Consider the following 22141-nt stretch of genomic DNA (forward strand, 5'->3'; position numbering starts at 1 on the left):
TGATTCTCATTTAATCACGATTAACTTAGCCAGGTGATTAACTTATCTTTCAGCGTTCTTGGCTTGATTGGTTTAGTAATATAGTCGTTCATGCCTGCAGTTAAACAACGTTCTCTATCACCTTCCATCGCGCTTGCTGTCATAGCAATAATAGGTATGTAAGTGTAGTCTACCCCGGCCTTACTATTTCTGATTTCACTTGTTGTATCGTAGCCATTTAAATTAGGCATTTGGCAATCCATTAAAATAACATCAAAAGCTTGCTCTGTGTTTTCTCTCAATGCTTCTAATGCTTCTACACCGTCTGATGCACAGGTGATTTTTACTTTAGTGCGTTTTAAAATCGCCTTAGCAACTTCAATATTAATCATATTATCGTCTACTAATAATATATGATAAGCAGATAAGTCAGGCTCTACTTGTTCTTCTGTTAAGCCTTTTGGTGGCGCTATAATACAATCATTACTGGCACCAAATAAGCTGGCTAACTTATAGCTAAATTGATCTTGGGTAAGCGGTTTATTTAGAATGTGGCTACCCTCAGGTAATATCATTTTAGTCGGTTTATCGGTCACCATGTCGCGTAAAATTAAGACGTACTTTTTATTAAACTGCTTACAGTAATCAATTAACGCATCAATTTGAGGATGCTCATCGTCAATCAATAATAAGTCAGCTTCAAACTCTTTATGCTCACTAAAGTAGTCGAGTCTTACAATGTTTTCTGCATTTACTTTACAGGTTAGTAGCAATAAATCGCACACGTTTTTATAAACGTTATCGCGCGCTATTAATGCCGCTACGTTAATACTTGTAGCAAGTTCAATACCTGTGTTTAGCTTTTTCTCTTGTGCTACATGTAGCTCAACTGTTGCGGTAAAGGTACTACCAGCACCCTTTTCACTTATAACCGTAATATTACCACCCATTAACTGAGCAAGTTTTTTACATATAGATAAGCCTAAGCCTGTACCACCAAAATGACGGGTTGTACTTGAATCTTCTTGTGTAAACACTTCAAATAGTTTGTCTATGTTCTCTGGCGCTATACCAATTCCGGTATCTTTTATTGTAAAGCTCATTAATAACTTTGAGTCGGTAATGTACTTAGAGCCGACAGTTAAACTTACTTCACCTCGGTGAGTAAATTTAAATGCATTATTAACTAAGTTAATTAAAATTTGTTTAAGTCGATGGCTGTCGCCAATAACCATTCTATCTACTACATCTTTTGTATCTAAAAACACTTCAAGACCTTTGCGCTGGCCCTGTAACGCTAAAGAGCTAATCATATCGCTACATACTGTAACAACATCAAATGTATGATTATCAATATCAAGCTTACCCGCTTCTATTTTAGAAAAATCGAGAATATCGTTAATCAAATTCATCAGAGAGTTAGCACTGCTATTAGCTAATTTTAAGTAATGGTATTGTTGTTCACTTAAGCCATCTTCTTTGAGCATTTCAAGCATACCCAAAACGCCATTCATCGGTGTGCGTATTTCGTGAGATATATTTGCTACAAAGTCACTTTTTGCTTGGCTCGCTGCTAATGCTTGATCAATTGCGCGCTCTAGCTCAACAGTCCTTTGTGATACTTTTAGCTCTAAAGTACTGTTTAAGCCTTCAAGCTCTGATTGAGTATTTTTTAATGAGCTAATATTTCTTAAAATAGCCGCTACCTGATAACGGTTATTGTAGACATCAAAAATACTACTGAGCGTAATTGAAAAGTATTGTTTGTTGCCATAACCATCTGTGTAGATAGCTTCAAAAGGCATTTTTGCTCCGTTTGAAATAGTCTCTTCTATACAGTTATTATCGGCTTCATTTAAGTTAAATAAAGAAACAAAGTCAGGGCTAGTGCCTGAGATTGAATTACCAAAAATTTCTTTAGCTGTATTATTAAAGTGAACAATTTCGCCGTTTTGCTCAATTGTAAAAATAGCATCCAGAGAATTTTCTATTACTTTATTGTTTTGCTCTTTTAGAGAATTAATTAACAACTTACGGTTTATAAAACGTTGGTATAAAAAGGCAATAACTAAAAATACGCTAAAAAATACTACTAGCATTGCAATAAAGTTTTGACGCCTTTCGTTCACCTTTGCAAACAACGTTTTAGTATCAACACTTACACCAAGCTCTAAAGGTAACATGGCAATATCACCATCAAGCGAAATACGCTTTTTTAACGTGTAAGCAATTGGGTAACTACTTAGCGGTAAAGTGCCTTGCTCTGCCATTGTGGTTGCAGTAGAAAATTCTTCAGTCCATGTTTGTGCTTTATTAAATTCAAAACCGAAGCGTAATTGAGGGTTTGGATGATATAAAAATTCACCTTCATTATTCATTAGGTAAATTTGTGTTCCTTGTGGAGATTCAACCGTTAAACTTTTTATTAATTTATCAGCAAAGTAGTTAGTGACTAATATTGCAAAAATTTTATTTTTTTCATCAAAAACAGGCTTAGCTACACGAAAAGTACTTATATAAGGTTCTTGTATCTGCCCATTTTCACGGTTGTAGTTAATAGGAGAAATATAAACACTTTTATTATCGAGCATACTCGCTTTTATCATGTAATCGCGTTGGCCTTTCTTTTGTAATTGCAGGCCTTGCAGTCGATTAATTTCTCCGAGTTGGTTTCTATCAACCCTGACAACTTCTTGCCCACCATCTGCGAGAATAATATAGCGAGCCTGAAGTATGCTGTCGTCTGTGCGCATAAAACCACTAAAAATACTCGCTAAGCGCTCTTCCCAAACGTCAATGTGCGTGCCTAACAAGGGATCTATTTTCTTGTTTTCAGTGGCGCGAGTAATGCCTTTAATCGGGGGCGTTGCGTCTAAAAAGCGAATAGCGGTAACACTATCTTTAAGATGGTTTTTTAGTGAAAGGCTTTTTGTTTCAAGCTCACGTTTTAATTCTATTTGGGCTGAATTATAAACATCACTTCTTACTTTTTGGTCAAACAAATACAGAGATGGTAAAGCTATAAGAACAAATATTATTGTTGCAACGAGCATTAGTCTATTATTTTTTGTCACATTCAAAAAATTATTCTTTTTCAACATTTACCTTCACCATAAATTTTTATTGTTATTAGTATAGAGCATTAACGAAAGAATTGGACCATCTAACTAATCGGTTATCGTTATAATTTTTATAATAAAAAGACTAAATCATTAGTTTTATTTAGAGCACACTCTCTATATGAATTATAAATGAATGAGAGTACCCATATCGACTTACACAGATTATAAAATAGTTGTTTCAACCAATCATCCCTTTAAAATATAAAAGGTAGCCAATGCTACCTTTTATATATTTTCAGAGTGCTAAATCTATATAATTATCTAAACAGCACATCTTCTCTGTTAAACCATTTAACGCAAAATGCCAGTAGTCCGGCTGCAATGATTGCAGTTGCTAAAAATATTAAGCCTACAAATGTGTAATCAACAGTCCCTTTTACTATTTCTTTAATTGCTAAAGCCACGTTTGTAACAGGAATGAATGCTGTTTTAGCAGTAAGCTCCATATTTGGCATTATTGAAATAATAATAGGGAAAAACACGCCCATACTTAAGGGGGCCATATAGTTTTGTGCTTCTTTAAACGTACGTGCATAAATAGATATAGCCAGTGCCAAAGCCGAAAATATAGCAGCCACAGGCAGTAGCAATACAAATATCATCAGTAAATCGGTTACCGCTAATGTACTAAATGCCGCTTTAATAAAATCTAGATCGGCAAATGCTAACGCCAGTGCTATCCAGCAGCCCATACTTAAGACCGTTATGGTTGTGGAGGCAATGGATGTAGTTAACAAAGTTATAAATTTACCAAGCACCAGCTCTGTACGCGTAATAGGTGTTAGTAGGAGTGTTTCTAGCGTGCCACGTTCTTTTTCGCCAGCGCCTAAATCAATAGCGGGATAAGTAGCCCCCATTAGTACTAATGGTATAAGTAAGTAAGGTAAAAACCCGCCAATTTTTTCGCCAAGGTTTTCACGTTTATCGGCTGTATCCACCTTAATTACTTCAATTGGGTTAAGAATAGATTTTTGAACAGACTCTTCAATACCAAAACTGATTAGCTTTTGAGTTTGCAGTACGTCACTGTATTCTTTTGCTAGCTCTTTAACGCGTTCGAATAAAAAGTTAATAGATTTTGAATCGTTAAAAACAACCTGCCACTGACTTTGTTCACCATTATCTAGTGTTTGCTCAGCATGGCTTGGTAAATAAATACCCATATCAATATCGCCAGCTATAACGCCAGCTTTAAGCTCTTCAATGTTATTAAAGGTTTTAGCACCTTTATAAAGCTCAAAACTTTTGTGATAAAACACTTTATCAGTAAATTCTTGTGCATATTCACCATTAATAATGGCATACGTATTTACTTTTTGTTCTGCGTCCATTGCTGCTTGTGAGCTTATAAATGCCATTACGGCAAACAATAACGGAAATATAGCGACAGGAAGCGCAACAACAAATAATAGCGTTTTTTTGTCGCGTAATAACTCTCTTAATTCCTTTTTAAATACCTCAAACATCATGTTTCTCCGTTAATATGTTCATAAACGCTTGATTAAGCTCATCACTATTACCTGCTTGTTTAAATTCATCTACTGTTCCGTCGAAGCAGCTAATACCTTCGTTAATTACAGCGACTCGGTCACATAAAAGTGCAACTTCATCTAAATGATGGGTCGAAAAAATAACAGGAGTACCTTGCGCCTTTAAACCCTTAATAAATTGAATAACGGTTTGCGTGGTCATTATATCCAGACCCGTTGTTGGCTCATCAAGCACAACAACTGCTGGGCGATGAACAACAGCACGCGCAATATTTGCTTTTTGCTTCATACCTGTTGATAGGTTTTCTGCGCGTTTATCTACAAACTTATGCATATCAAGCAATGTAAATAGCTCATCACAACGCGATGCAATATCGCTTTTGCTCATACCGTGGAGCTTTGCAAAATACTCTATGTTTTCTTTTACAGTTAAGCGGCCATACAAACCGGTAGAGCCCGATAAAAAACCGATAGACTTACGCCCCAGTAGCGGTTTTTTTACAATGTCGTTTCCGGCAATTGTTATTGAGCCTTCATCGGGCTTTAACGCGGTTGAAATCATTCTAAGTGTAGTTGTTTTACCCGCACCATTTGGGCCGAGCAACCCAAGTACTTCACCCTTTGCGCAGCTAAAACTCACATCTCGTACTGAGTGAAAGTAATCTTTATCTTCACGAGGGTCGATGTCATCTATTTTATTTTTTTTGTGATCTTTAGTTAGCTTAAATTTCTTTTTAAGCCCAGCAACTTCTATCATGTTCGTATCCTTCGTTTCGCTCTAAAATAATCTGTATTGTTGTAAAAAGAGTCGTCTTTGTTTTCGTCATGCCAGCCTGGCACACCTAATAAAGGCAGTGGTGAAAGCTGTTTGTTATCAGCTAAGCAGTTATCTGTATTAATCATCTCATAAAGGGCTTGGTCAAGGTACTGGTATTGAGTTACTAAATCTTTACAAAATATTTCATTAGGTACACAAACAAATAACGCTTTACCTGTTAAGCCTATATAAGGTTTAGTAAGCATTTCGTAATTTGCATGACCAAACATAAAAGGTTTTATTGTTTTACCCCACTCATGTTTGTGTTCAACAAATGCTGTTTTCCATTGATGATCGCAAAGCCACTGCTGCCATTTACTCTCACTTATAGCTAATACAACACCACATTCATCAAAGAGCGTTAGTGCATTACGATGCTTAGTACGCTGTTGTAATCCATGTTCAGCTATATCTTGCACATGACGCTGGTTTATAAGTGCTTTGGTATTAGGAAATAAACACCAAATAAAGCCACCAAATAAGTCATGCCAATTCTCACTGCGTGTAGGTACAACACCCGTTTCAAAAATAACTTGTTCGTAATAACGATCGCCAAAATCTACCTTTGCATCATCTTCAAAAGTAATAGGAATATTATTCGCATTAATAGCGGTTAAAAATGGAGAAAACCACTGCGGCGCCGGCCAATCTGTTAATTCGTTAACTTTAAACAGCTCACGTAAGTGCGAAAATGCACCGGTTTCTAAACTACTAATTTGCCACTGCTCGGGGGGAGTAAAACGCTTCATTTAAACCTTTAACAATTTATGCCTATAATTTACGAGAAGTTTACCGCAAAAACTGGTTCTACTTAATAGAAGTTAATATACTAATCATAACTTAAAACAAAAAAAGAGCTGACATGAAACATTATTTCTCTCTCACACTCCTCGCTACTGCTGTTTTAGCAGGTTGCGCAACAACAAGTATTACACCTACTGATGTAACAAATGGTTATAACAGTATTCAAGCTGATGAATTGGCTAAACATGTAAAAGTACTCGCATCAGACGAATTTGGTGGTCGTGCTCCTTCATCACCAGGCGAAAAGCTAACGCTTGATTATTTAACTGCGCAGTTTAAAGCCCTAGGTTTAGATCCAGGTAATGGCGACAGCTACTTACAAGAAGTTCCACTTGTGTCGCTTGAGGCTGATGCAAACATGGTATTAAGTATTGGTGGTAAAGACTATCAATACAAAAAAGACATGGTTATGGGTAGCAGCCGCATAAGCACACAAGAAGGCATAGAAAATTCTGAACTTGTATTTGTGGGCTACGGCGTTAACGCACCTGAATACAATTGGAATGATTACGAAGGTTTAGACGTTAAGGGCAAAACGGTTGTAATGCTGGTTAACGATCCGGGTTTTGCAACAAAAGACCCTGCTTTATTTACTGGCGACGCAATGACCTATTATGGGCGTTGGACATACAAATACGAAGAAGCGAGTCGCCGTGGTGCCGCAGGTGCAATTATTATTCATGAAACAGCACCTGCATCTTACCCGTGGTCGGTTGTTGAAAACTCGTGGAGCGGCGAGCAGTTTGGTTTTCAAAAAGAAAACAATAACATGGACCGCGTAGCCGTTGAAGGCTGGGTTACAACTGACGTAGCAAAAGAGCTTTTTACTAAAGCAGGTTTAGATTTTGATACCGTTAAAACGAATGCTGCCAAAGGTGCTTACCATGTTGATATGGGCGATTTAACTGCTTCTGTTAGTATTAAAAACACGATTAAAAAATCGGTGTCGTATAACTTTATCGCCACTTTACCTGGTAGTGAAAAACCAGATGAGCATGTTATTTACTCGGCTCATTGGGATCACTTAGGTACAGACAAAACACGTAAAGGCGATCAAATTTATAACGGTGCTCACGACAATGCAACGGGTACCGCTGGGCTAATTGAAGTAGCCGAAGCCTTTACAAAATTACCAAAGCCCCCTAGCCGCTCAATGACATTTTTAGCGGTAACTGCTGAAGAGCAAGGCTTATTAGGGTCTAAATACTATGCAGCAAATCCAGTGATTGCAGCTAATAAAACAGTCGCTAACATAAACATGGATAGCTTAAATTTATTAGGCAAAGTAAAAGACATGAATGTGGTTGGTATTGGTAAATCACAAATGGATGAGTTTTTAGAAACTGCGGCTAAAGAGCAAGGCAGAACAATATCAGGTGATCCTAAACCATCATCGGGTGGCTATTACCGCTCTGATCACTTTGCATTTGCTAACATGGGTATTCCAGCCATGTACGCAGGCGGTGGTACTGTGGCTGCTGATGAAGAAACGGCTAATTACCGTAAACGTATGAGCTTAGTACTTCGCGGTTGTTACCATCAACCATGTGACCGTTACCGTGATGAATGGGATTTATCGGGTGCTGTTCAAGACTTACAATTATTTTATAAAGTAGGTTTTGATATTTCTGAAACAGAACAGTGGCCAACGTGGAATACAAACTCTGAATTTCAGCGTAAGTAGCCCAATTTAATCACAGCCTTAAATTCAAATTTAAACTAACTTAGATTTGGCTATCGAAAAACTCAAACAGAGTAATCGATTTAAATAGATATAAATGATATTGATTATCATTTAATTAAAATATACAGTGTGACCTAGTTAATTTATTAGGTCGCATTGTATGATTTCACTCCCTCACATTGGTTTTATTACTCCTGCCTCAAAACGATTTTTGAGCCAAAATAAACGCTTACTGCTGCCTTTATTTATTTTAACTTGCCTTGCAATACCGCAATTACGCGAAATAACAATGACCGCACTAAGTGATGCATTTTTTCAAGTGAGTGTGTTTGTTGCTGCTACCCTTTTAATTTATTACTACGCTATAGAACACTTACCTCAATTAGAGCTTAGTTATTTAAGTGCCAAGTCCCCTATTTTAGAAATTAGCTTTGCAGCGGTTTTAGGTGCATTACCTGGCTGTGGTGGCGCTATTATTGTGGTTACTCAATTTACAAAAGGCCAAGCAAGCTTTGGTGCTATTGTTGCTGTGCTAACAGCTACAATGGGAGATGCAGCATTTTTATTACTTGCTACCCGCCCTACTGAAGGCTTGTTAATTATGGGAATAGGGTTAGTTGTGGGTACATTCAGTGGTTTACTGGTTAATACAATACACAAAAAAGACTTTTTACGCCCAACAGCGCAAGAACAAAAGCACCAAATTAAAATACTCTCAACTAACATTATTAAAATCAGTAAACCGGTTTGGATGGTAGCAATTATCCCAAGCCTTATAATTGCCTTTTTGATTGCCTTCAATGTTGATTTTTCGCAGTTTGGTGCAAGCACAAGTACTTTAATTACGCTATTTGGTGCATTAATGGCTTTATTTATTGTGAGTATTTGGGCACTTTCGTCAAGAGGTGAAAGCTATCAAGAAGTAACGTCAGAAGACGATGCATGTAACCCCCCTTCTAAAATAATAAAAGTATTACAAGATACCCATTTTGTAACGGCATGGGTTGTAGCCTCTTTTATGCTATTTGAGATTTTGGTTAACATTGCAGGTCTTGATTTAAAAACGTGGTTTGTACATTACGCCTATTTGGCCCCATTAATTGCAGTGCTTATTGGTTTTTTACCTGGTTGTGGTCCGCAAATAATTGTTACAACGCTTTATATTCAAGGCATTATTCCCTTTAGTGCTTTAGCAGGAAACGCAATTTCTAACGATGGTGATGCGTTATTTCCAGCAATAGCAATGGCGCCCAAAGCTGCAGTTATAGCTACACTTTATACGTCTATTCCCGCATTAATAGTTGGTTATGGGTTGTATTTTTTTGTTGAAATTTAAAAAACACAAAAAAGCTCAGCAATTGCTGAGCTTTCAACATGTTAAGTTATTCTTACTTATACAGTTGCTGGTTCTACTGCTAATTCTTTAGGATTTGGACCAAAATCGTTTTCACCTTCGTGCGAATCTTGCGCAAGAAAAACAATTAAAACAATCCAACCAATGATTGGCACTAACCAAAGTAGCTGCCACCAGCCTGAACGGCCTGTGTCATGAAGACGACGAGCACCAGCACTTAAGCCAGGAATTAATAGCGCTAAGCTATAAATAGAGCCAATGAACATTGTACCTAGTACACCATCAATCGCATTACAAACTACTGAAAAAATGAAGTTAAATAATACAAACATCCAATATGCTTTACGACGATTACGGCCTGAAAAATCTGCGTAGCTACGCAACGCGTTCATATAATGTTCCATGAAATTTCCTTAGTGTTATTTTTTATATTCCCTAACGGGGTTAATCTAATTACTTTTTAGTAACATTTGTATCTTAATTAAAAACAGCTGACATTAAAACAAAAAACCAGCTAAAAGCTGGTTTTTATTACATATTAACAATTTAGCTATTAACTCATAGCCATCATCATTGCCGATGGGTTTTCTAAGTACGATTTCCATAGGTTATTAAAGCGAGCAATAGTGCCCCCATCAATAACGCGATGATCGCCAGACCAGCTCACTTGCATAATAGCTTTACTCACAACCTGCCCACTTTCATCAAAACGCGGTAGATGCTGCAGTTTACCTAGCGCAACAATAGCCACTTCTGGTTTATTAATTATAGGGGTCGCAATAGTGCCGCCAATAGCTCCAATGTTAGAGATGCTAATTGTCCCACCTTTTAAATCATCGGGTGCAACACGGCCTTCTCGCGCTGAATGAGTTAAACGGGTTAAATCATTTGCCACATCAACAATGCTCTTACTCTGGCACGATTTAATATTAGGCACTAACAAGCCAATTTTAGAATCAACCGCTATACCGATATTATGATCGTTATAATAGGTAAGCTCTGAGCATTCATCGTTCACTTTTGAATTAAGTACAGGGTACTCTTTCATTGCTAGCGAGAGTGCTTTTACAAAAAATGGCATCATGGTGAGCTTAACGCCTTGTGCTTTGTACTGCTCTTTTAAAGAGCTACGCAAAGCTATAAGCTGTGTTAAGTCTATTTCATCACTAAACGTAAAGTGCGGAATAGTTGAAACCGAAGCTACCATTTGCTTGGCCATGGCCGCTTTAATACCTTTAATTTGCTCTACTCGTACGCCACCGCTTTGATTCTGTGTTTGGTTTTGTACTGCACTTTGAGAAGCATCGCTATTAAGCGGTGAAGTATCAATAGTATTTGGCACTTCGCCTTTTACAAACTCTTCAATATCTTGCTTGTAAATACGTCCATTTTTACCACTACCTGGTACACACGTCAAATCAACATCTAGCTCACGTGCTTTACGACGAACCGCAGGAGATGCAACCGCTTTTTGATTGATAACTTTAGCAGCTTGCTGCGTTTTAACAGGGGCAAATTTTTCAGCGACGGCATTAGCTTGAGCCTTTACGACCGCTTGGTTTATATCAACACTTGGTTTTGCTGCACTGCCTGCAATTGTCATTTGAAACAACGGGCTATGTACTTTTGCTATTTCACCTTTCTGGTAATATAGTTTTTTTACTGTGCCTGTATATTTTGCCGGAATTTGTACTAATGCTTTGTCGGTCATTACGTCACAAACCGCTTGGTCTTCTTCTATTTCGTCGCCTTCAGCAACTAACCAATCAACAATCTCACACTCAACAATACCTTCACCGATATCCGGTAATATAAAGTCCTCAACCACATCAGCTGCATCATTAGTTTTATTTTCAGCTTGTACTGGCTCTTGTACTACTTCATTGTTAGTGTTTTCACCTGCTACATCCATAGCGAATAAAGGGGCATGTACTTTAGCAATCTCACCTTTTAGATAATATAGCTTTGAAATAACGCCATCATGCACTGCCGGAATTTGTACTAATGCTTTGTCTGTCATAACATCGCAAATTGGCTGATCCTCAGATACGGTATCGCCTTCTTGTACTAGCCATTCAACTACTTCGCATTCAACAATGCCTTCACCAATATCGGGTAATATAAAATCTTTAGCCATGGTAACCCCTAAAAATCCATTGATTGTTTAATTGCAGCCAACACTTTTAGTGCATCCGGTACGTATTCTTTTTCAAGTGCCAGCGGGTATGGCGTATCTAGACCACATACACGTAAAATTGGCGACTCTAAATGCAAGAAACACTCTTGTTGTATTGTTGCGGCTATCTCTGCACCAAAGCCATTGGTTATAGGCGCTTCATGACTCACGATTAAACGGCCGGTTTTAATAACCGATTTAGCAATCGTTTCAACATCCCATGGTAAAATACTACGAAGATCAATAACTTCACAGCTTATACCTTGCTCACTTGCTTGCTTTGCTGCATCTTCAATAATCTCCATTTGAGCACCCCACGCTAAGAGCGTAATATCGGCACCCTCTTGCACTACTTCAGCCGTGCCTAATTCAATACTATAATCTTCTTCTGGCACTTCGCCAATTGATGCACGATATAAACGCTTAGGCTCAAAAAATATGACCGGGTTATCATCTTTAATTGATGCACGTAATAAACCTTTAGCTTGATAAGGGTTACGCGGTACAACTACTTTCAAACCCGGTGTGTGCGCAAAATACGCTTCGGGTGATTGTGAATGATATAAACCACCGGCAATACCGCCACCATAAGGTGTACGAATAGTTAAGTTACCCACATTAAATTCATTACCACTGCGATAACGAAATTTAGCGGCTTCATTTACTATTTGATCAAACGCTGGGAAAATATAATCAGCAAATTGAATTTCTGCCAATGCAGGCGCACCAAAAGCTGCTAAACCATTAGCAAAACCTAAAATACCTTGCTCGGTTAAAGGCGTATTAAAAACACGATGTTTACCGTACTTCTCTTGCAAGCCCGATGTTGCTCTAAATACACCACCGAAGTAACCAACATCTTCACCAAAAATACAGGCTTGAGGGTGTTCATTCATCGTAATATCGAGAGCAGAGTTAATTGCGTGGAGCATGTTCATTTTAGCCATTACTTAATTCTCCCTGCGGTAACTGGGTAAGCATCTGGATGCTGTTTTATATGTTCTTTTAGTTGCTCGTACTGGCGTTGCAATAATGGAATTGGTGTATCGTAAACGTCAGATACCAGTTCTTCTAAAGCGGGCTTTGCAACAACTTCAGCACGTTTAAGCGCTGCTAAAATTTCTTCACGAATCGACTCTTTTGCTTTTATATCGTCTTCTTCGTTTAACCAGTCTTGCTTGACCAACCATTTTCTAAATTTATCAATAGGGCACGTTTGATGATTAGCTTCTTCATCTTTAGAGCGATAACCACTTGGATCGTCTGACGTAGAGTGCGCACCCAAACGATAAGCAATCGATTCAATGAGTACAGGCTCACCTTGTGTTGAGGCTATTTCGCGTGCTTTTTTAGTCGCCGCATACACAGCAAGTGCATCTGTGCCATCAACACGAATTGTTTTAATGCCATAACCCACACCACGCGAGGCAATACCATCGCCTTTAAATTGCTCATCAGCAGGGGTTGATATTGCATAGCCGTTATTACGTGCAAAAAATATAACCGGCGCTCTGTGAACAGCGGCCATATTTAAACCGGCATGAAAGTCACCTTCAGATGCAGCACCTTCACCAAAGTAACAAATAGTCACATTATCAATTGTGCTGGCAAGCTCGCCTGTTTTAGCGTCGATGTGCTTTATTTTTTGGCCATATGCATAACCCGTTGCCTGTGGTATTTGCGTACCCAATGGCGATGAAATTGTCATGTAGTTTAGCGCTTTAGACCCATAATGAATTGGCATTTGACGACCTTTGCCTAAATCCAATTCATTTGAAAACATTTGGTTCATAAATTGATCAAGCGTAAAGCCACGATAATGCAGGGCTGCCTGTTCACGATATTGAGCCATGATCATATCGTCTTGATCAAGTGCAGCAGCAGAGGCTGTAACTGCGGCTTCTTCGCCTAGGCATTGCATATAAAAACTAACACGGCCTTGGCGCTGCGCGCCTTGCATACGTTCATCTAACAAACGTATAAAACGCATTGTTTCATATAACTTAATAGCGGTATGTTTTGAAATGTCAGGTGCGGTTGCACTAGGATGAATGTCGCCGTCCTCAGTTAAAATACTAAGGGTTGGAATATTAAGTGCTTGACCATCAATAAATTCAAGCTCGTGGTTAATATTCAGCGATACGTTATTTGGATTACTCATAACCTACCTTCTTTTGTTGTCGGTAAAACAGTGCCCCTTTAAATTATTATTGTGGGTGATTGTTGCTGGTTAAACTTTGCAACATCTGCACTATCTTTAATTAAAGCTGCCAACACTTTACGTTAACGTAAAGTGTTATTCAACAGATCTGGGACGAAACAAAAGCAAATACTGGTTAAATAAGTGGCAAGTTAACGATACGGTTACTTTAATTAATAGTAATCATATAGTTAACTTCAAGCTATTAGTGGTCTGATGAGTTAAATTAGACGAAATTGCTATCAATATCCATTGGAATAACAGTAAGGAGTGCTCTTTGCCCTAATGCTACGCTCGCATTTGGAAAAATAATAGCCTCTCCTTCAACGTCAGCATAAATCGCTGTATCACCGTCGGTTGCAAGTAGTTCACCTTTCGCAAAGCCAGTAAAGTTCTCGGCATCGTCAGAAAAAGGAAAGCTAAAATCGTTCTGCGTTCTATTTATTGTGCGATGGACAGCAAACAATTCAAAATCGTTTGCATTAAATTCAGGATATTTAACTTCATTTTGACTAATTAATGCAGTTAAGGTTTGCTTTGTTTTTTCAAAGCGAGCCATATCGTTTTGACCAAATGGCTTAACTTGACCCAGCTCTACCGTAAAAGAATCAGCACCGTGTATAAATGACGAATAATAGCTAAATGTTGTTGCAGGAGATTTCATCATAAGCACAGTATTTACACCACAACTCAATAAGAATTGTAACTGCGACTTTTTCCATGGCTTACCATGTAAAAATGGATACACAGCAAATTTTTCGTTTTTAGAGCCTCTAATTGCAGTGTGTAAGTCGTAATGACATCGCGTACTGCCTTGCTCGCCACGTGTATAAAAATCGCTTACGTATTGCTCAAGCTTTGCAGCGCGGTTTCGCTCATTATTCATTGGTACACCTTCAACTGTATGGTGACCATTAAATAATCTATTTAAGTTTTCTTCTACAAAACGCAGGCCAATATTAATTGATTGTGGATTACCGTAAATAAACAAAGCGCGCTGCTTAAGTATCAGCTCGCCTTTTATAATTTGTTTAATAAGTGCATCACAAATTTCAATTGGCGCAGTTTCGTTACCGTGTACAGCGCTTGAATAAACTACATCTTTTGACGTTGTAACAGCAGGTTGAAACTCAATGACTCCGGTATCGTGTATATTTACAAGAGTCCCATTATCTAAAACAAACTCACCTGCATCTAAATGCCATTCGTTGTCACGACTAAGCGTTAAAAAATCGCCAGTTTGTTTTAATTCATTTAAGTAAGATGGATTGGCTGACATATAATAAGCCCTTTAAAAATAATGTGAGAGTAGACTCTTATGCATATATTTTTATAAATACACAAGGTATAGAAACGAAAACGGCTGAATAAATCAGCCGTTTTAAAATTATTAGATTAAGTTAGCTTATAACTGAATCTACAAGCTTTTTAGCTTCTTTTTCAAGTAACGCTAAATGCTCTTCACCTTTAAATGATTCAAGGTATATTTTATAAATATCTTCAGTACCTGATGGACGCGCTGCAAACCAGCCATTTTCAGTAACCACTTTTAAACCACCAATGGCGGCATCGTTACCTGGTGCATGAGTCAATTTTTGCAAAATAGGCTCGCCTGCAAGTGTATCTGCTTTAACATCAGAAGCACTCAATGCTTTTAAACGTGATTTTTGACCGCTTGTGGCTGGTGCATCTAGGCGTTTATAAATTGGAGAACCAAACTCTTGTTCTAATTCTTTATAAAGCGCTGATGGCGTTTTACCTGTCACAGCAAGTATTTCTGCAGCGAGTAGACCCATAATGAAGCCGTCTTTATCTGTACACCATACAGAGCCATCAAAACGTAAAAATGCAGCACCTGCGCTTTCTTCACCACCAAAGGCAAGCTTGCCTTTGCTTAAGCCTTCAACAAACCATTTAAAGCCTACTGGTACTTCTTTAACCTTACGGTTGTTACGAGCAGCTACTTTGTCGATCATAGAGCTAGAAACCAATGTTTTACCAATTTCTACGGTTTCATTCCAATCACGGTGTTTAAGTAAGTAATCGATTGCCACTGCTAAAAAGTGGTTTGGATTCATTAAACCATCTGGCGTTACAATACCGTGACGATCGTAGTCAGGGTCGTTACCAATAGACACATCAAAATCATCTTTTAGTGCAATAAGATTTGCCATTGAATAAGGCGATGAACAATCCATACGAATTTTGCCGTCTTTATCAAGTGGCATAAAAGCAAAACGTGGATCAACAACATCATTAACTACGGTTAAATCTAAATTATATTTTTTTGCAATGACTGGCCAAAAGTTGATGCCTGAACCACCTAGTGGATCGATACCTATTTTAATACCTGCATCGCTGATTGCTTTTAAATTAACGATATTTGCTAAGTCATCAATATAAGGAGTCATTAAATCTTCGTAGCGGATAAAGCCGGAACGCGATGCTTTAGCGAATGGAAATAACTCAACTTCAACTAAATCTTCTAATAAAAGTTGATTAGCTCTGTCTTCAATCCAATTAGTGACGTCGGTATCAGCTGGCCCGCCATTAGGTGGGTTGTATTTAAAGCCACCATCTTCAGGAGGGTTATGCGAAGGCGTAACAACAATCCCGTCTGCTAATTCATTTGGGTGTAGCTTATTGTGGCTCACTATGGCATGGCTGATAACTGGCGTTGGTGTAAAATCACCGTCCTCTTGCGTTATCACTTGCACTTCGTTAGCAACTAATACTTCAATAGCCGAGTTAAATGCGGCTTCACTCAATGCGTGTGTGTCTTTGCCTAAAAATAACGGACCAAATATGTCATTTTGTTTTCTGTAATCACAAATAGCCTGAGTAATCGCTAAAATGTGTGATTCGTTAAATTTAACATCGTAAGAACAACCACGGTGGCCTGAGGTACCAAAGGCAACACAATGCTCTGGATTTTGTTCAAGATCAGGTTCATTTAAGTAATACGCAGATACTAATTTAGGTACGTTAACCAGTGCCGATTGTGGAGCAGTTTTGCCTGCGCCTGAGTGAATAGCCATTATATTTCCTTACAGGTAATCGCGAATTTTTTCAGCTTGCTCTGCACTATATCCAAGGCAAAGAGCCACTTCATGAAGCATCATTTTTTTACGCGTTGTATTAGAATTAGTCATAACCCAATATTCACTATCGGTTATGTTTTTAGGATTCATACTACTACCGCTATTTACTAAAGCTTCTTTACTAGTAGCAAAGTAAACACGGTCACGCCCTTTTATGTCTAATACCGCAGAAAAATCAGTTTTATGTGTGCGGTAAAATGCACTTAAAATAAACAAAAAGCGTCCAACAACACCTTTTTGCATTGCCAGCTCTTCTTTATTTAATACATTAAAAACATTATCGCTTTTTTGCTTCACGGGTGCGTGAGCTACAGGCGTTTGTTTTTTTGAAGTCTCAGCAGCAGATGGCTCTGAGCTTTTTAATGTGGCGGTAGACGTAGTCGCAGTTTGATTATTTTGAGTTAGTTCTACGTTTGCGGTTTGAATTTTTTCGCCGCTCAGATTTAATAAACGACGTAAAATAGTGGATGCACTTTCACCAATACTTTGCGTATTGCTAGCAATATATTGATATAACTCGTCGTCTATGTCGATTTGTTTCATGTTCTTCCTGTCATTACGGGTCACATTTTTTTCTCCCGTGTGATTATACCCAAACCAATCAGAAATGCGAGTTACAACAAGCACTCCCGTAAACATATTAATATTTACCTCATTGTTGTTGATTTAACAAACAAAAGCCCAATTTAATAAATAGTCGCTGTATTTTTTGCTTTTTAGAGCAATGCTCGGCAAACTATGGCGAAATTTTCAGGAGGCGGGTATGCAGTTAAATTACAAGCAACAAGGGCAAGGTCCTAATGTTATTTTGATACATGGGCTTTTTGGATCATTAGAAAACCTAAATGTAATAGCAAAACCATTAAGTGAACACTTTACTGTTATTAACGTTGATTTACGTAACCACGGGCTTTCTCCTCATAGTGATGAAATGAACTACCCGGCAATGGCACAAGATATTGTTGAGTTATTAGCACATTTGAACATAGATAAAGCACATTTAGTTGGGCACTCTATGGGTGGTAAAGTGGCAATGGAATTAGCGCTTACACATCCTGAACTTGTAAATAAGCTTGTTGTACTTGATATAGCACCTGTTAGTTACCCTGCTCGGCACACAAAAATATTACAGGCATTAAAAGCGGTTTCAGCACAATCAATTGACGATAGAAAACAAGCTGATGCTCTAATGCAGCCTTACATAGAAGAACTGGGAGTTCGACAGTTTCTACTTAAAAGCCTCGCTAAAAATGAGGAAGGTCATTTTGCATGGCGATTTAACTTAAATGTGCTTGACGAAAAATATTCTACAATTACATCCAATGTTAATGAAAACAATTCTTGTTTATGCGATACTCTTTTCATTAAAGGTAATGATTCTGACTATATTTTACCCGAGCATCGTACTGCAATTAAAGCTCGCTTTAAAAATACTAAGGCTAAAATAATTCATGGCGCAGGCCATTGGCTTCATGCTCAAAAGCCACTTGCTGTAAATAAAGCGATAAACGACTTTTTAACTGCGGTTTAAAGCAATTTTAATCGCGTGTTTTTGATTTTGCGCACTAAATATATGAATAATTATATGCTATAGTACGCGCCGTTTAATTTAAAGGTTATACGTTGATGGTCAGTCAGTTAATTAACGAATTTGATACCCTAGGGTTGTATTTTGGCTTAGCCGGTATTTTCATATTCATCGGCATGGCAATTAAAGACGTACTAAAAAGTGGCAATGTGCCTAAGTTCGGACAATACATTGTCTGGGGCGTGCTCTTTTTAGGTTGTTCAGGCTTTATTGCTAAAGGTCTTATTCAAGTATTTTGGCAAGGCGCAGGTGTAGGTTAAGCATGGCGAAGTCAGAAACAGATAGAACTACACTCGATTTATTTGAATACGAAAAACGCCCAGGCAGACCTAAAACCAATCCCCTTTCACGGGATATGCAGTTAAAGGTAAATAAACGTAATCAAATAAAAAGAGATAAAGCACGTGGCTTAAAGCGTGTTGAATTTAAAGTTTCATCGCAGTTATATCAAGCATTGAGTGATATGGCAGATGCACAAAATATTAGCCGCAGTGCGCTGATTGAAACGATTTTACAAGAAAGATTGGCTATTGATACATAAAAGGTTTTAAATCCATGGCAAGTGTAGGCATTTTTTTCGGAAGTGACACAGGTAACACAGAACACGTAGCAAAAATGATCCAAAAAGAATTGGGTAAAAAGCTAGTGGCTGTTCATGATATTGCAAAAAGCTCTAAAGAAGAGATTGCTGAATTTGATTTGATCTTATTCGGTATCCCTACTTGGTACTACGGCGAAGCACAATGTGACTGGGATGACTTTTTTCCAGAACTTGAAGAAGTTGACTTTGAAGGTAAACTTGTTGCTATTTTTGGTTGTGGAGACCAAGAAGATTACGCTGAGTACTTTTTAGATGCGATGGGCATGATCAACGATATCGTTACTGAACGTGGCGCTATTGTTGTTGGTCATTGGCCGAGCGAAAGCTATGACTTTGAAGCATCTAAAGGCATGGCTGATGATAAGCATTTTGTAGGTTTGGGCATCGACGAAGACCGTCAACCAGAGCTTACAGAACAACGTGTTAAAGCATGGTCTGCTCAAGTATATGAAGAAATGTGTTTAAGTGAATTAGCTGACTAATTTACTGCATATATCGCTAGCTGTTTAAATAATTATCAAACAGTTAGCGTTTTAAGCTTTAGTGGCAATATAAATCAATTGTTCTTTGCACTTAACGCTTAGGCACGTTATCCTGTTTGTTGCTAATGTGTCGTGTACATCTTTGCAAGATGTCTAGTATAACCAAATAAAATTGAGACAGATTTAATGACTGATCATAACTTGGAACTTAAAAAAGCCGGTTTAAAAGTAACTTTACCGCGTATTAAAATATTAGAGATTTTACAATCTCCAGATAACCAACACATCAGTGCTGAAGATGTTTACAAAATTCTTTTGGATCTAGGTGAAGAAATTGGTCTTGCAACTGTATACCGCGTACTTAACCAATTTGATGATGCGGGTATTGTAAGCCGTCATCACTTTGAAGGTGGCAAATCAGTATTTGAACTTTCAGGAAGCACACACCACGATCATTTAGTATGTTTGAAGTGTGGCAAAGTTGTAGAGTTTGAAGATGAGATGATTGAACGTCGTCAACTTGAAATTTCTGAAGAAAATGGTATTACACTTACAAACCATTCTTTATATTTATACGGTGAGTGTAATGATAAAGCAGCGTGTAAAGAATTTAGCGACGCTAACAGCTAATACCGCTTTTAAAAAGCAATAAAAAACCTGCTAAGTGCAGGTTTTTTTGTGTCTAAAATACGCTTGTAATGAATATACCCAGTAAAAACTGGGGATATTAAACCTGAACTCTGGTTAAGAGATTTACCAACGTATTGAATCATGGTGATATTTAAATTTATTTTCTCTAGCCAGAGATTTTAAGTGAAAACAAGGCGAATTCACGCGTCAATAGCTGGCCTATTGCAAGTAAATTCAACGCAGTTAGCGCTGAAAATAGCTGCTCGAGATAGATTTATTATCCAGAGTTCAGGTTTTTTAGATATTACTTATTGAGTTTTAGACCATGAATCACGAAGACCCACTGTTTGGTTAAATACAACGTTCTCTGATTTAGAATCACGAGAGAAATAACCTGTACGCTCAAACTGAAAGCCCTGCTCTGCTTGTGAATTAGCAAGCGATGGCTCTAATTTAGCGTTTGATAAAACAACCAGTGACTCAGGATTTAATGTTGTTTCAAACTCATCAGCGGCTGCTGGGTTTGGAACACTAAACAAACGATCGTATAAACGAACTTCTGCCGTAATAGACTCTGGTGCTGAAACCCAGTGAATAACACCTTTTACTTTACGACCATCACTTGGGTTTTTACCAAGTGTTTCGCTGTCGTATGTACAGAAGATAGTTGTGATTTCACCATTTTCGTCTTTTTCAACACGCTGTGCTTTAATAACATACGCACCACGTAAGCGTACTTCTTTATCAAGCACTAAACGTTTAAACTTGTTATTCGCTTCTTCTTTAAAGTCTTCTCGTTCAATATAGATTTCACGAGTAAATGGTACATCACGACGACCCATTTCTTCTTTATTTGGGTGGTTAGCCACTGATAAAGTTTCAACTTTATCTGCATCGTAGTTTTCAATAACAACTTTAACAGGATCGAGTACGGCCATTGCACGTGGTGCATTTTCGTTTAGATCCTCACGGATACATGCTTCAAGCATACCCATTTCAACCATATTCTCTTGTTTTGTTACACCAATACGCAAACAAAACTCACGGATTGAACCTGGTGTATAACCACGGCGACGTAGACCTGCAATTGTAGGCATGCGTGGGTCATCCCACCCTTCTACATGGTTATTTACCACTAAATCACTTAGCTTACGCTTAGACATAATTGTGTATTCAAGATTTAAACGTGAAAACTCAATTTGCTGTGGGTGACACTCTAAACTAATGTTATCAAGTACCCAGTCGTACAAACGACGGTTATCTTGAAACTCGAGTGTGCATAATGAATGTGTAATACCTTCGAGTGCATCAGAAATACAGTGCGTGAAGTCATACATTGGGTAAATGCACCACTTGTCTGCTGTTTGATGATGATGAGCAAAACGTACGCGATAAATAATTGGATCGCGAAGCACCATAAATGAACTAGCCATATCAATTTTAGCACGTAGGACACATTCACCTTCTTTGAATTCGCCAGCACGCATTTTTTCAAATAACGCTAGGTTTGCTTCAACTGATGTATCTCTGTACGGGCTATTTTTACCTGGCTCTTTCAATGTACCACGGTATTGGCGTGCTTCGTCTGCTGTTAAAAAGCAAACGTACGCTAAGCCTTTATTTATAAGCTCAACAGCGTAACCATATAAAGTATCAAAATAGTTAGAAGAATACTTTATATCGCCATCCCAGTTAAAACCTAACCACTGTACGTCTTCTTTTATAGAATTAACGTAGTTAATGTCTTCTTTTTCTGGGTTTGTATCGTCAAAACGTAAGTTACATAAACCGTTATAATCTTTTGCGATGCCAAAATTTAAACAAATTGATTTGGCATGACCAATATGCAAAAAGCCATTAGGTTCAGGTGGAAAACGTGTATGCGTTGTTGCATGCTTTTTACTTGCTAAGTCTTCATCAATTCGGGTTCTAATAAAGTTACTTGGGCGATTCTCAATTTCCGCCATAGGAGTGCAGTCCTCTAAATATTACGTAATAACAAAACTAATGCATTATTACAAAAACATACACTAACATACAGCACTAGATTAAGGTTTATTTTTGATATTGCTTAACTTTAATTCAGCTGAACCATTGTTTATGAATAAAATTT

At 37.9% G+C, this 22141-nt stretch carries 19 protein-coding genes; 7 read left to right on the top strand and 12 right to left on the bottom strand.

The window, feature by feature from the left end:
* Nucleotides 1-20: 20 nt before the first annotated feature.
* The 4 genes from AAEY62_RS01830 to AAEY62_RS01845 form a co-directional block, all read right to left on the bottom strand.
* On the bottom strand, nucleotides 21-3032 hold the full coding sequence (locus AAEY62_RS01830) for an ATP-binding protein (protein ID WP_033027746.1): 3012 nt from the start codon (nucleotides 3030-3032) through the stop codon (nucleotides 21-23).
* A gap of 326 nt (nucleotides 3033-3358) precedes the next feature.
* On the bottom strand, nucleotides 3359-4567 hold the full coding sequence (locus AAEY62_RS01835; protein WP_008171197.1) for an ABC transporter permease: 1209 nt from the start codon (nucleotides 4565-4567) through the stop codon (nucleotides 3359-3361).
* A complete protein-coding gene (locus AAEY62_RS01840; protein WP_007586825.1) occupies nucleotides 4560-5348 on the bottom strand; it encodes an ABC transporter ATP-binding protein in 789 nt (262 codons plus the stop codon). Before AAEY62_RS01840 ends, AAEY62_RS01835 begins: the two co-directional genes overlap by 8 nt.
* Entirely contained in the window at nucleotides 5345-6157 is an 813-nt protein-coding gene (locus AAEY62_RS01845) for a DUF3025 domain-containing protein (protein ID WP_350634513.1), read from the bottom strand. Before AAEY62_RS01845 ends, AAEY62_RS01840 begins: the two co-directional genes overlap by 4 nt.
* Nucleotides 6158-6270: 113 nt before the next feature.
* Here AAEY62_RS01845 and AAEY62_RS01850 point away from each other — a divergent pair, with 113 nt between their 5' ends.
* Entirely contained in the window at nucleotides 6271-7896 is a 1626-nt protein-coding gene (locus AAEY62_RS01850) for a M28 family metallopeptidase (protein ID WP_350634514.1), read from the top strand.
* A gap of 160 nt (nucleotides 7897-8056) precedes the next feature.
* Complete coding sequence (locus tag AAEY62_RS01855; RefSeq protein ID WP_024589209.1) at nucleotides 8057-9232, top strand: putative manganese transporter; 1176 nt, start codon at nucleotides 8057-8059, stop codon at nucleotides 9230-9232.
* Between the two features lie 56 nt (nucleotides 9233-9288).
* On the opposite strand, the gene AAEY62_RS01860 is transcribed toward AAEY62_RS01855, so the two are convergent.
* The 7 genes from AAEY62_RS01860 to seqA all read right to left on the bottom strand — a co-directional run bounded on the left by AAEY62_RS01860 (nucleotide 9289) and on the right by seqA (nucleotide 17270).
* Nucleotides 9289-9654 carry a DUF805 domain-containing protein gene (locus AAEY62_RS01860; protein WP_024589208.1) on the bottom strand — a complete coding sequence of 122 codons (366 nt, stop codon included), beginning with the start codon at nucleotides 9652-9654 and terminating at the stop codon, nucleotides 9289-9291.
* 149 nt (nucleotides 9655-9803) lie between these two features.
* On the bottom strand, nucleotides 9804-11387 hold the full coding sequence (locus AAEY62_RS01865; protein WP_024589207.1) for a dihydrolipoyllysine-residue acetyltransferase: 1584 nt from the start codon (nucleotides 11385-11387) through the stop codon (nucleotides 9804-9806).
* An 8-nt stretch (nucleotides 11388-11395) separates the two neighbouring features.
* Nucleotides 11396-12373 (bottom strand): alpha-ketoacid dehydrogenase subunit beta, encoded by a 978-nt coding sequence (locus tag AAEY62_RS01870; protein ID WP_008171214.1) that lies wholly within the window; start codon nucleotides 12371-12373, stop codon nucleotides 11396-11398.
* Nucleotides 12373-13587 carry a thiamine pyrophosphate-dependent dehydrogenase E1 component subunit alpha gene (locus AAEY62_RS01875; protein ID WP_010552681.1) on the bottom strand — a complete coding sequence of 405 codons (1215 nt, stop codon included), beginning with the start codon at nucleotides 13585-13587 and terminating at the stop codon, nucleotides 12373-12375. The genes AAEY62_RS01870 and AAEY62_RS01875 overlap by 1 nt, the downstream gene beginning before the upstream one ends.
* 265 nt (nucleotides 13588-13852) lie before the next feature.
* Nucleotides 13853-14905, bottom strand: a complete 1053-nt coding sequence (gene astE, locus AAEY62_RS01880) for a succinylglutamate desuccinylase (protein WP_024589206.1) — start codon at nucleotides 14903-14905, stop codon at nucleotides 13853-13855.
* A 121-nt stretch (nucleotides 14906-15026) separates the two neighbouring features.
* The gene (gene pgm / locus AAEY62_RS01885; RefSeq protein WP_101163771.1) at nucleotides 15027-16664 is read right to left on the bottom strand and encodes a phosphoglucomutase (alpha-D-glucose-1,6-bisphosphate-dependent); all 1638 of its coding nucleotides are present in this window, start codon (nucleotides 16662-16664) and stop codon (nucleotides 15027-15029) included.
* A gap of 9 nt (nucleotides 16665-16673) precedes the next feature.
* The gene (seqA, locus tag AAEY62_RS01890) at nucleotides 16674-17270 is read right to left on the bottom strand and encodes a replication initiation negative regulator SeqA (RefSeq protein ID WP_024589204.1); all 597 of its coding nucleotides are present in this window, start codon (nucleotides 17268-17270) and stop codon (nucleotides 16674-16676) included.
* A 220-nt stretch (nucleotides 17271-17490) separates the two neighbouring features.
* On the opposite strand from seqA, the gene AAEY62_RS01895 reads away from it, so the two are divergent.
* The 5 genes from AAEY62_RS01895 to fur all read left to right on the top strand — a co-directional run bounded on the left by AAEY62_RS01895 (nucleotide 17491) and on the right by fur (nucleotide 20028).
* Nucleotides 17491-18258, top strand: a complete 768-nt coding sequence (locus tag AAEY62_RS01895; RefSeq protein ID WP_007586854.1) for an alpha/beta fold hydrolase — start codon at nucleotides 17491-17493, stop codon at nucleotides 18256-18258.
* Between the two features lie 95 nt (nucleotides 18259-18353).
* A complete protein-coding gene (locus AAEY62_RS01900) occupies nucleotides 18354-18575 on the top strand; it encodes a DUF2788 domain-containing protein (protein ID WP_002962930.1) in 222 nt (73 codons plus the stop codon).
* Nucleotides 18576-18577: 2 nt separating this feature from the next.
* Nucleotides 18578-18856, top strand: a complete 279-nt coding sequence (gene ybfE, locus AAEY62_RS01905; protein WP_002962928.1) for a LexA regulated protein — start codon at nucleotides 18578-18580, stop codon at nucleotides 18854-18856.
* A 14-nt stretch (nucleotides 18857-18870) separates the two neighbouring features.
* Nucleotides 18871-19398 carry a flavodoxin FldA gene (fldA, locus tag AAEY62_RS01910; RefSeq protein WP_007586856.1) on the top strand — a complete coding sequence of 176 codons (528 nt, stop codon included), beginning with the start codon at nucleotides 18871-18873 and terminating at the stop codon, nucleotides 19396-19398.
* A gap of 186 nt (nucleotides 19399-19584) precedes the next feature.
* Nucleotides 19585-20028: a ferric iron uptake transcriptional regulator gene (gene fur / locus AAEY62_RS01915; RefSeq protein WP_007586857.1), complete on the top strand. Its 444-nt coding sequence runs from the start codon at nucleotides 19585-19587 to the stop codon at nucleotides 20026-20028.
* Between the two features lie 308 nt (nucleotides 20029-20336).
* On the opposite strand, the gene glnS is transcribed toward fur, so the two are convergent.
* Nucleotides 20337-21995 (bottom strand): glutamine--tRNA ligase, encoded by a 1659-nt coding sequence (gene glnS / locus AAEY62_RS01920; RefSeq protein WP_024589203.1) that lies wholly within the window; start codon nucleotides 21993-21995, stop codon nucleotides 20337-20339.
* Between the last annotated feature and the right edge of the window lie 146 nt (nucleotides 21996-22141).

It is taken from the genome of Pseudoalteromonas sp. GW168-MNA-CIBAN-0100 (assembly GCF_040309225.1).
GTDB lineage: Bacteria > Pseudomonadota > Gammaproteobacteria > Enterobacterales > Alteromonadaceae > Pseudoalteromonas > Pseudoalteromonas arctica.

Coding starts and splice junctions, on each gene's coding strand:
- AAEY62_RS01830 (WP_033027746.1), bottom strand. CDS start 3,032: ATGCTCGTTGCAACAATAATATTTGTTCTTATAGCTTTACCATCTCTG.
- AAEY62_RS01835 (WP_008171197.1), bottom strand. CDS start 4,567: ATGTTTGAGGTATTTAAAAAGGAATTAAGAGAGTTATTACGCGACAAA.
- AAEY62_RS01840 (WP_007586825.1), bottom strand. CDS start 5,348: ATGATAGAAGTTGCTGGGCTTAAAAAGAAATTTAAGCTAACTAAAGAT.
- AAEY62_RS01845 (WP_350634513.1), bottom strand. CDS start 6,157: ATGAAGCGTTTTACTCCCCCCGAGCAGTGGCAAATTAGTAGTTTAGAA.
- AAEY62_RS01850 (WP_350634514.1), top strand. CDS start 6,271: ATGAAACATTATTTCTCTCTCACACTCCTCGCTACTGCTGTTTTAGCA.
- AAEY62_RS01855 (WP_024589209.1), top strand. CDS start 8,057: ATGATTTCACTCCCTCACATTGGTTTTATTACTCCTGCCTCAAAACGA.
- AAEY62_RS01860 (WP_024589208.1), bottom strand. CDS start 9,654: ATGGAACATTATATGAACGCGTTGCGTAGCTACGCAGATTTTTCAGGC.
- AAEY62_RS01865 (WP_024589207.1), bottom strand. CDS start 11,387: ATGGCTAAAGATTTTATATTACCCGATATTGGTGAAGGCATTGTTGAA.
- AAEY62_RS01870 (WP_008171214.1), bottom strand. CDS start 12,373: ATGGCTAAAATGAACATGCTCCACGCAATTAACTCTGCTCTCGATATT.
- AAEY62_RS01875 (WP_010552681.1), bottom strand. CDS start 13,587: ATGAGTAATCCAAATAACGTATCGCTGAATATTAACCACGAGCTTGAA.
- astE (WP_024589206.1), bottom strand. CDS start 14,905: ATGTCAGCCAATCCATCTTACTTAAATGAATTAAAACAAACTGGCGAT.
- pgm (WP_101163771.1), bottom strand. CDS start 16,664: ATGGCTATTCACTCAGGCGCAGGCAAAACTGCTCCACAATCGGCACTG.
- seqA (WP_024589204.1), bottom strand. CDS start 17,270: ATGAAACAAATCGACATAGACGACGAGTTATATCAATATATTGCTAGC.
- AAEY62_RS01895 (WP_007586854.1), top strand. CDS start 17,491: ATGCAGTTAAATTACAAGCAACAAGGGCAAGGTCCTAATGTTATTTTG.
- AAEY62_RS01900 (WP_002962930.1), top strand. CDS start 18,354: ATGGTCAGTCAGTTAATTAACGAATTTGATACCCTAGGGTTGTATTTT.
- ybfE (WP_002962928.1), top strand. CDS start 18,578: ATGGCGAAGTCAGAAACAGATAGAACTACACTCGATTTATTTGAATAC.
- fldA (WP_007586856.1), top strand. CDS start 18,871: ATGGCAAGTGTAGGCATTTTTTTCGGAAGTGACACAGGTAACACAGAA.
- fur (WP_007586857.1), top strand. CDS start 19,585: ATGACTGATCATAACTTGGAACTTAAAAAAGCCGGTTTAAAAGTAACT.
- glnS (WP_024589203.1), bottom strand. CDS start 21,995: ATGGCGGAAATTGAGAATCGCCCAAGTAACTTTATTAGAACCCGAATT.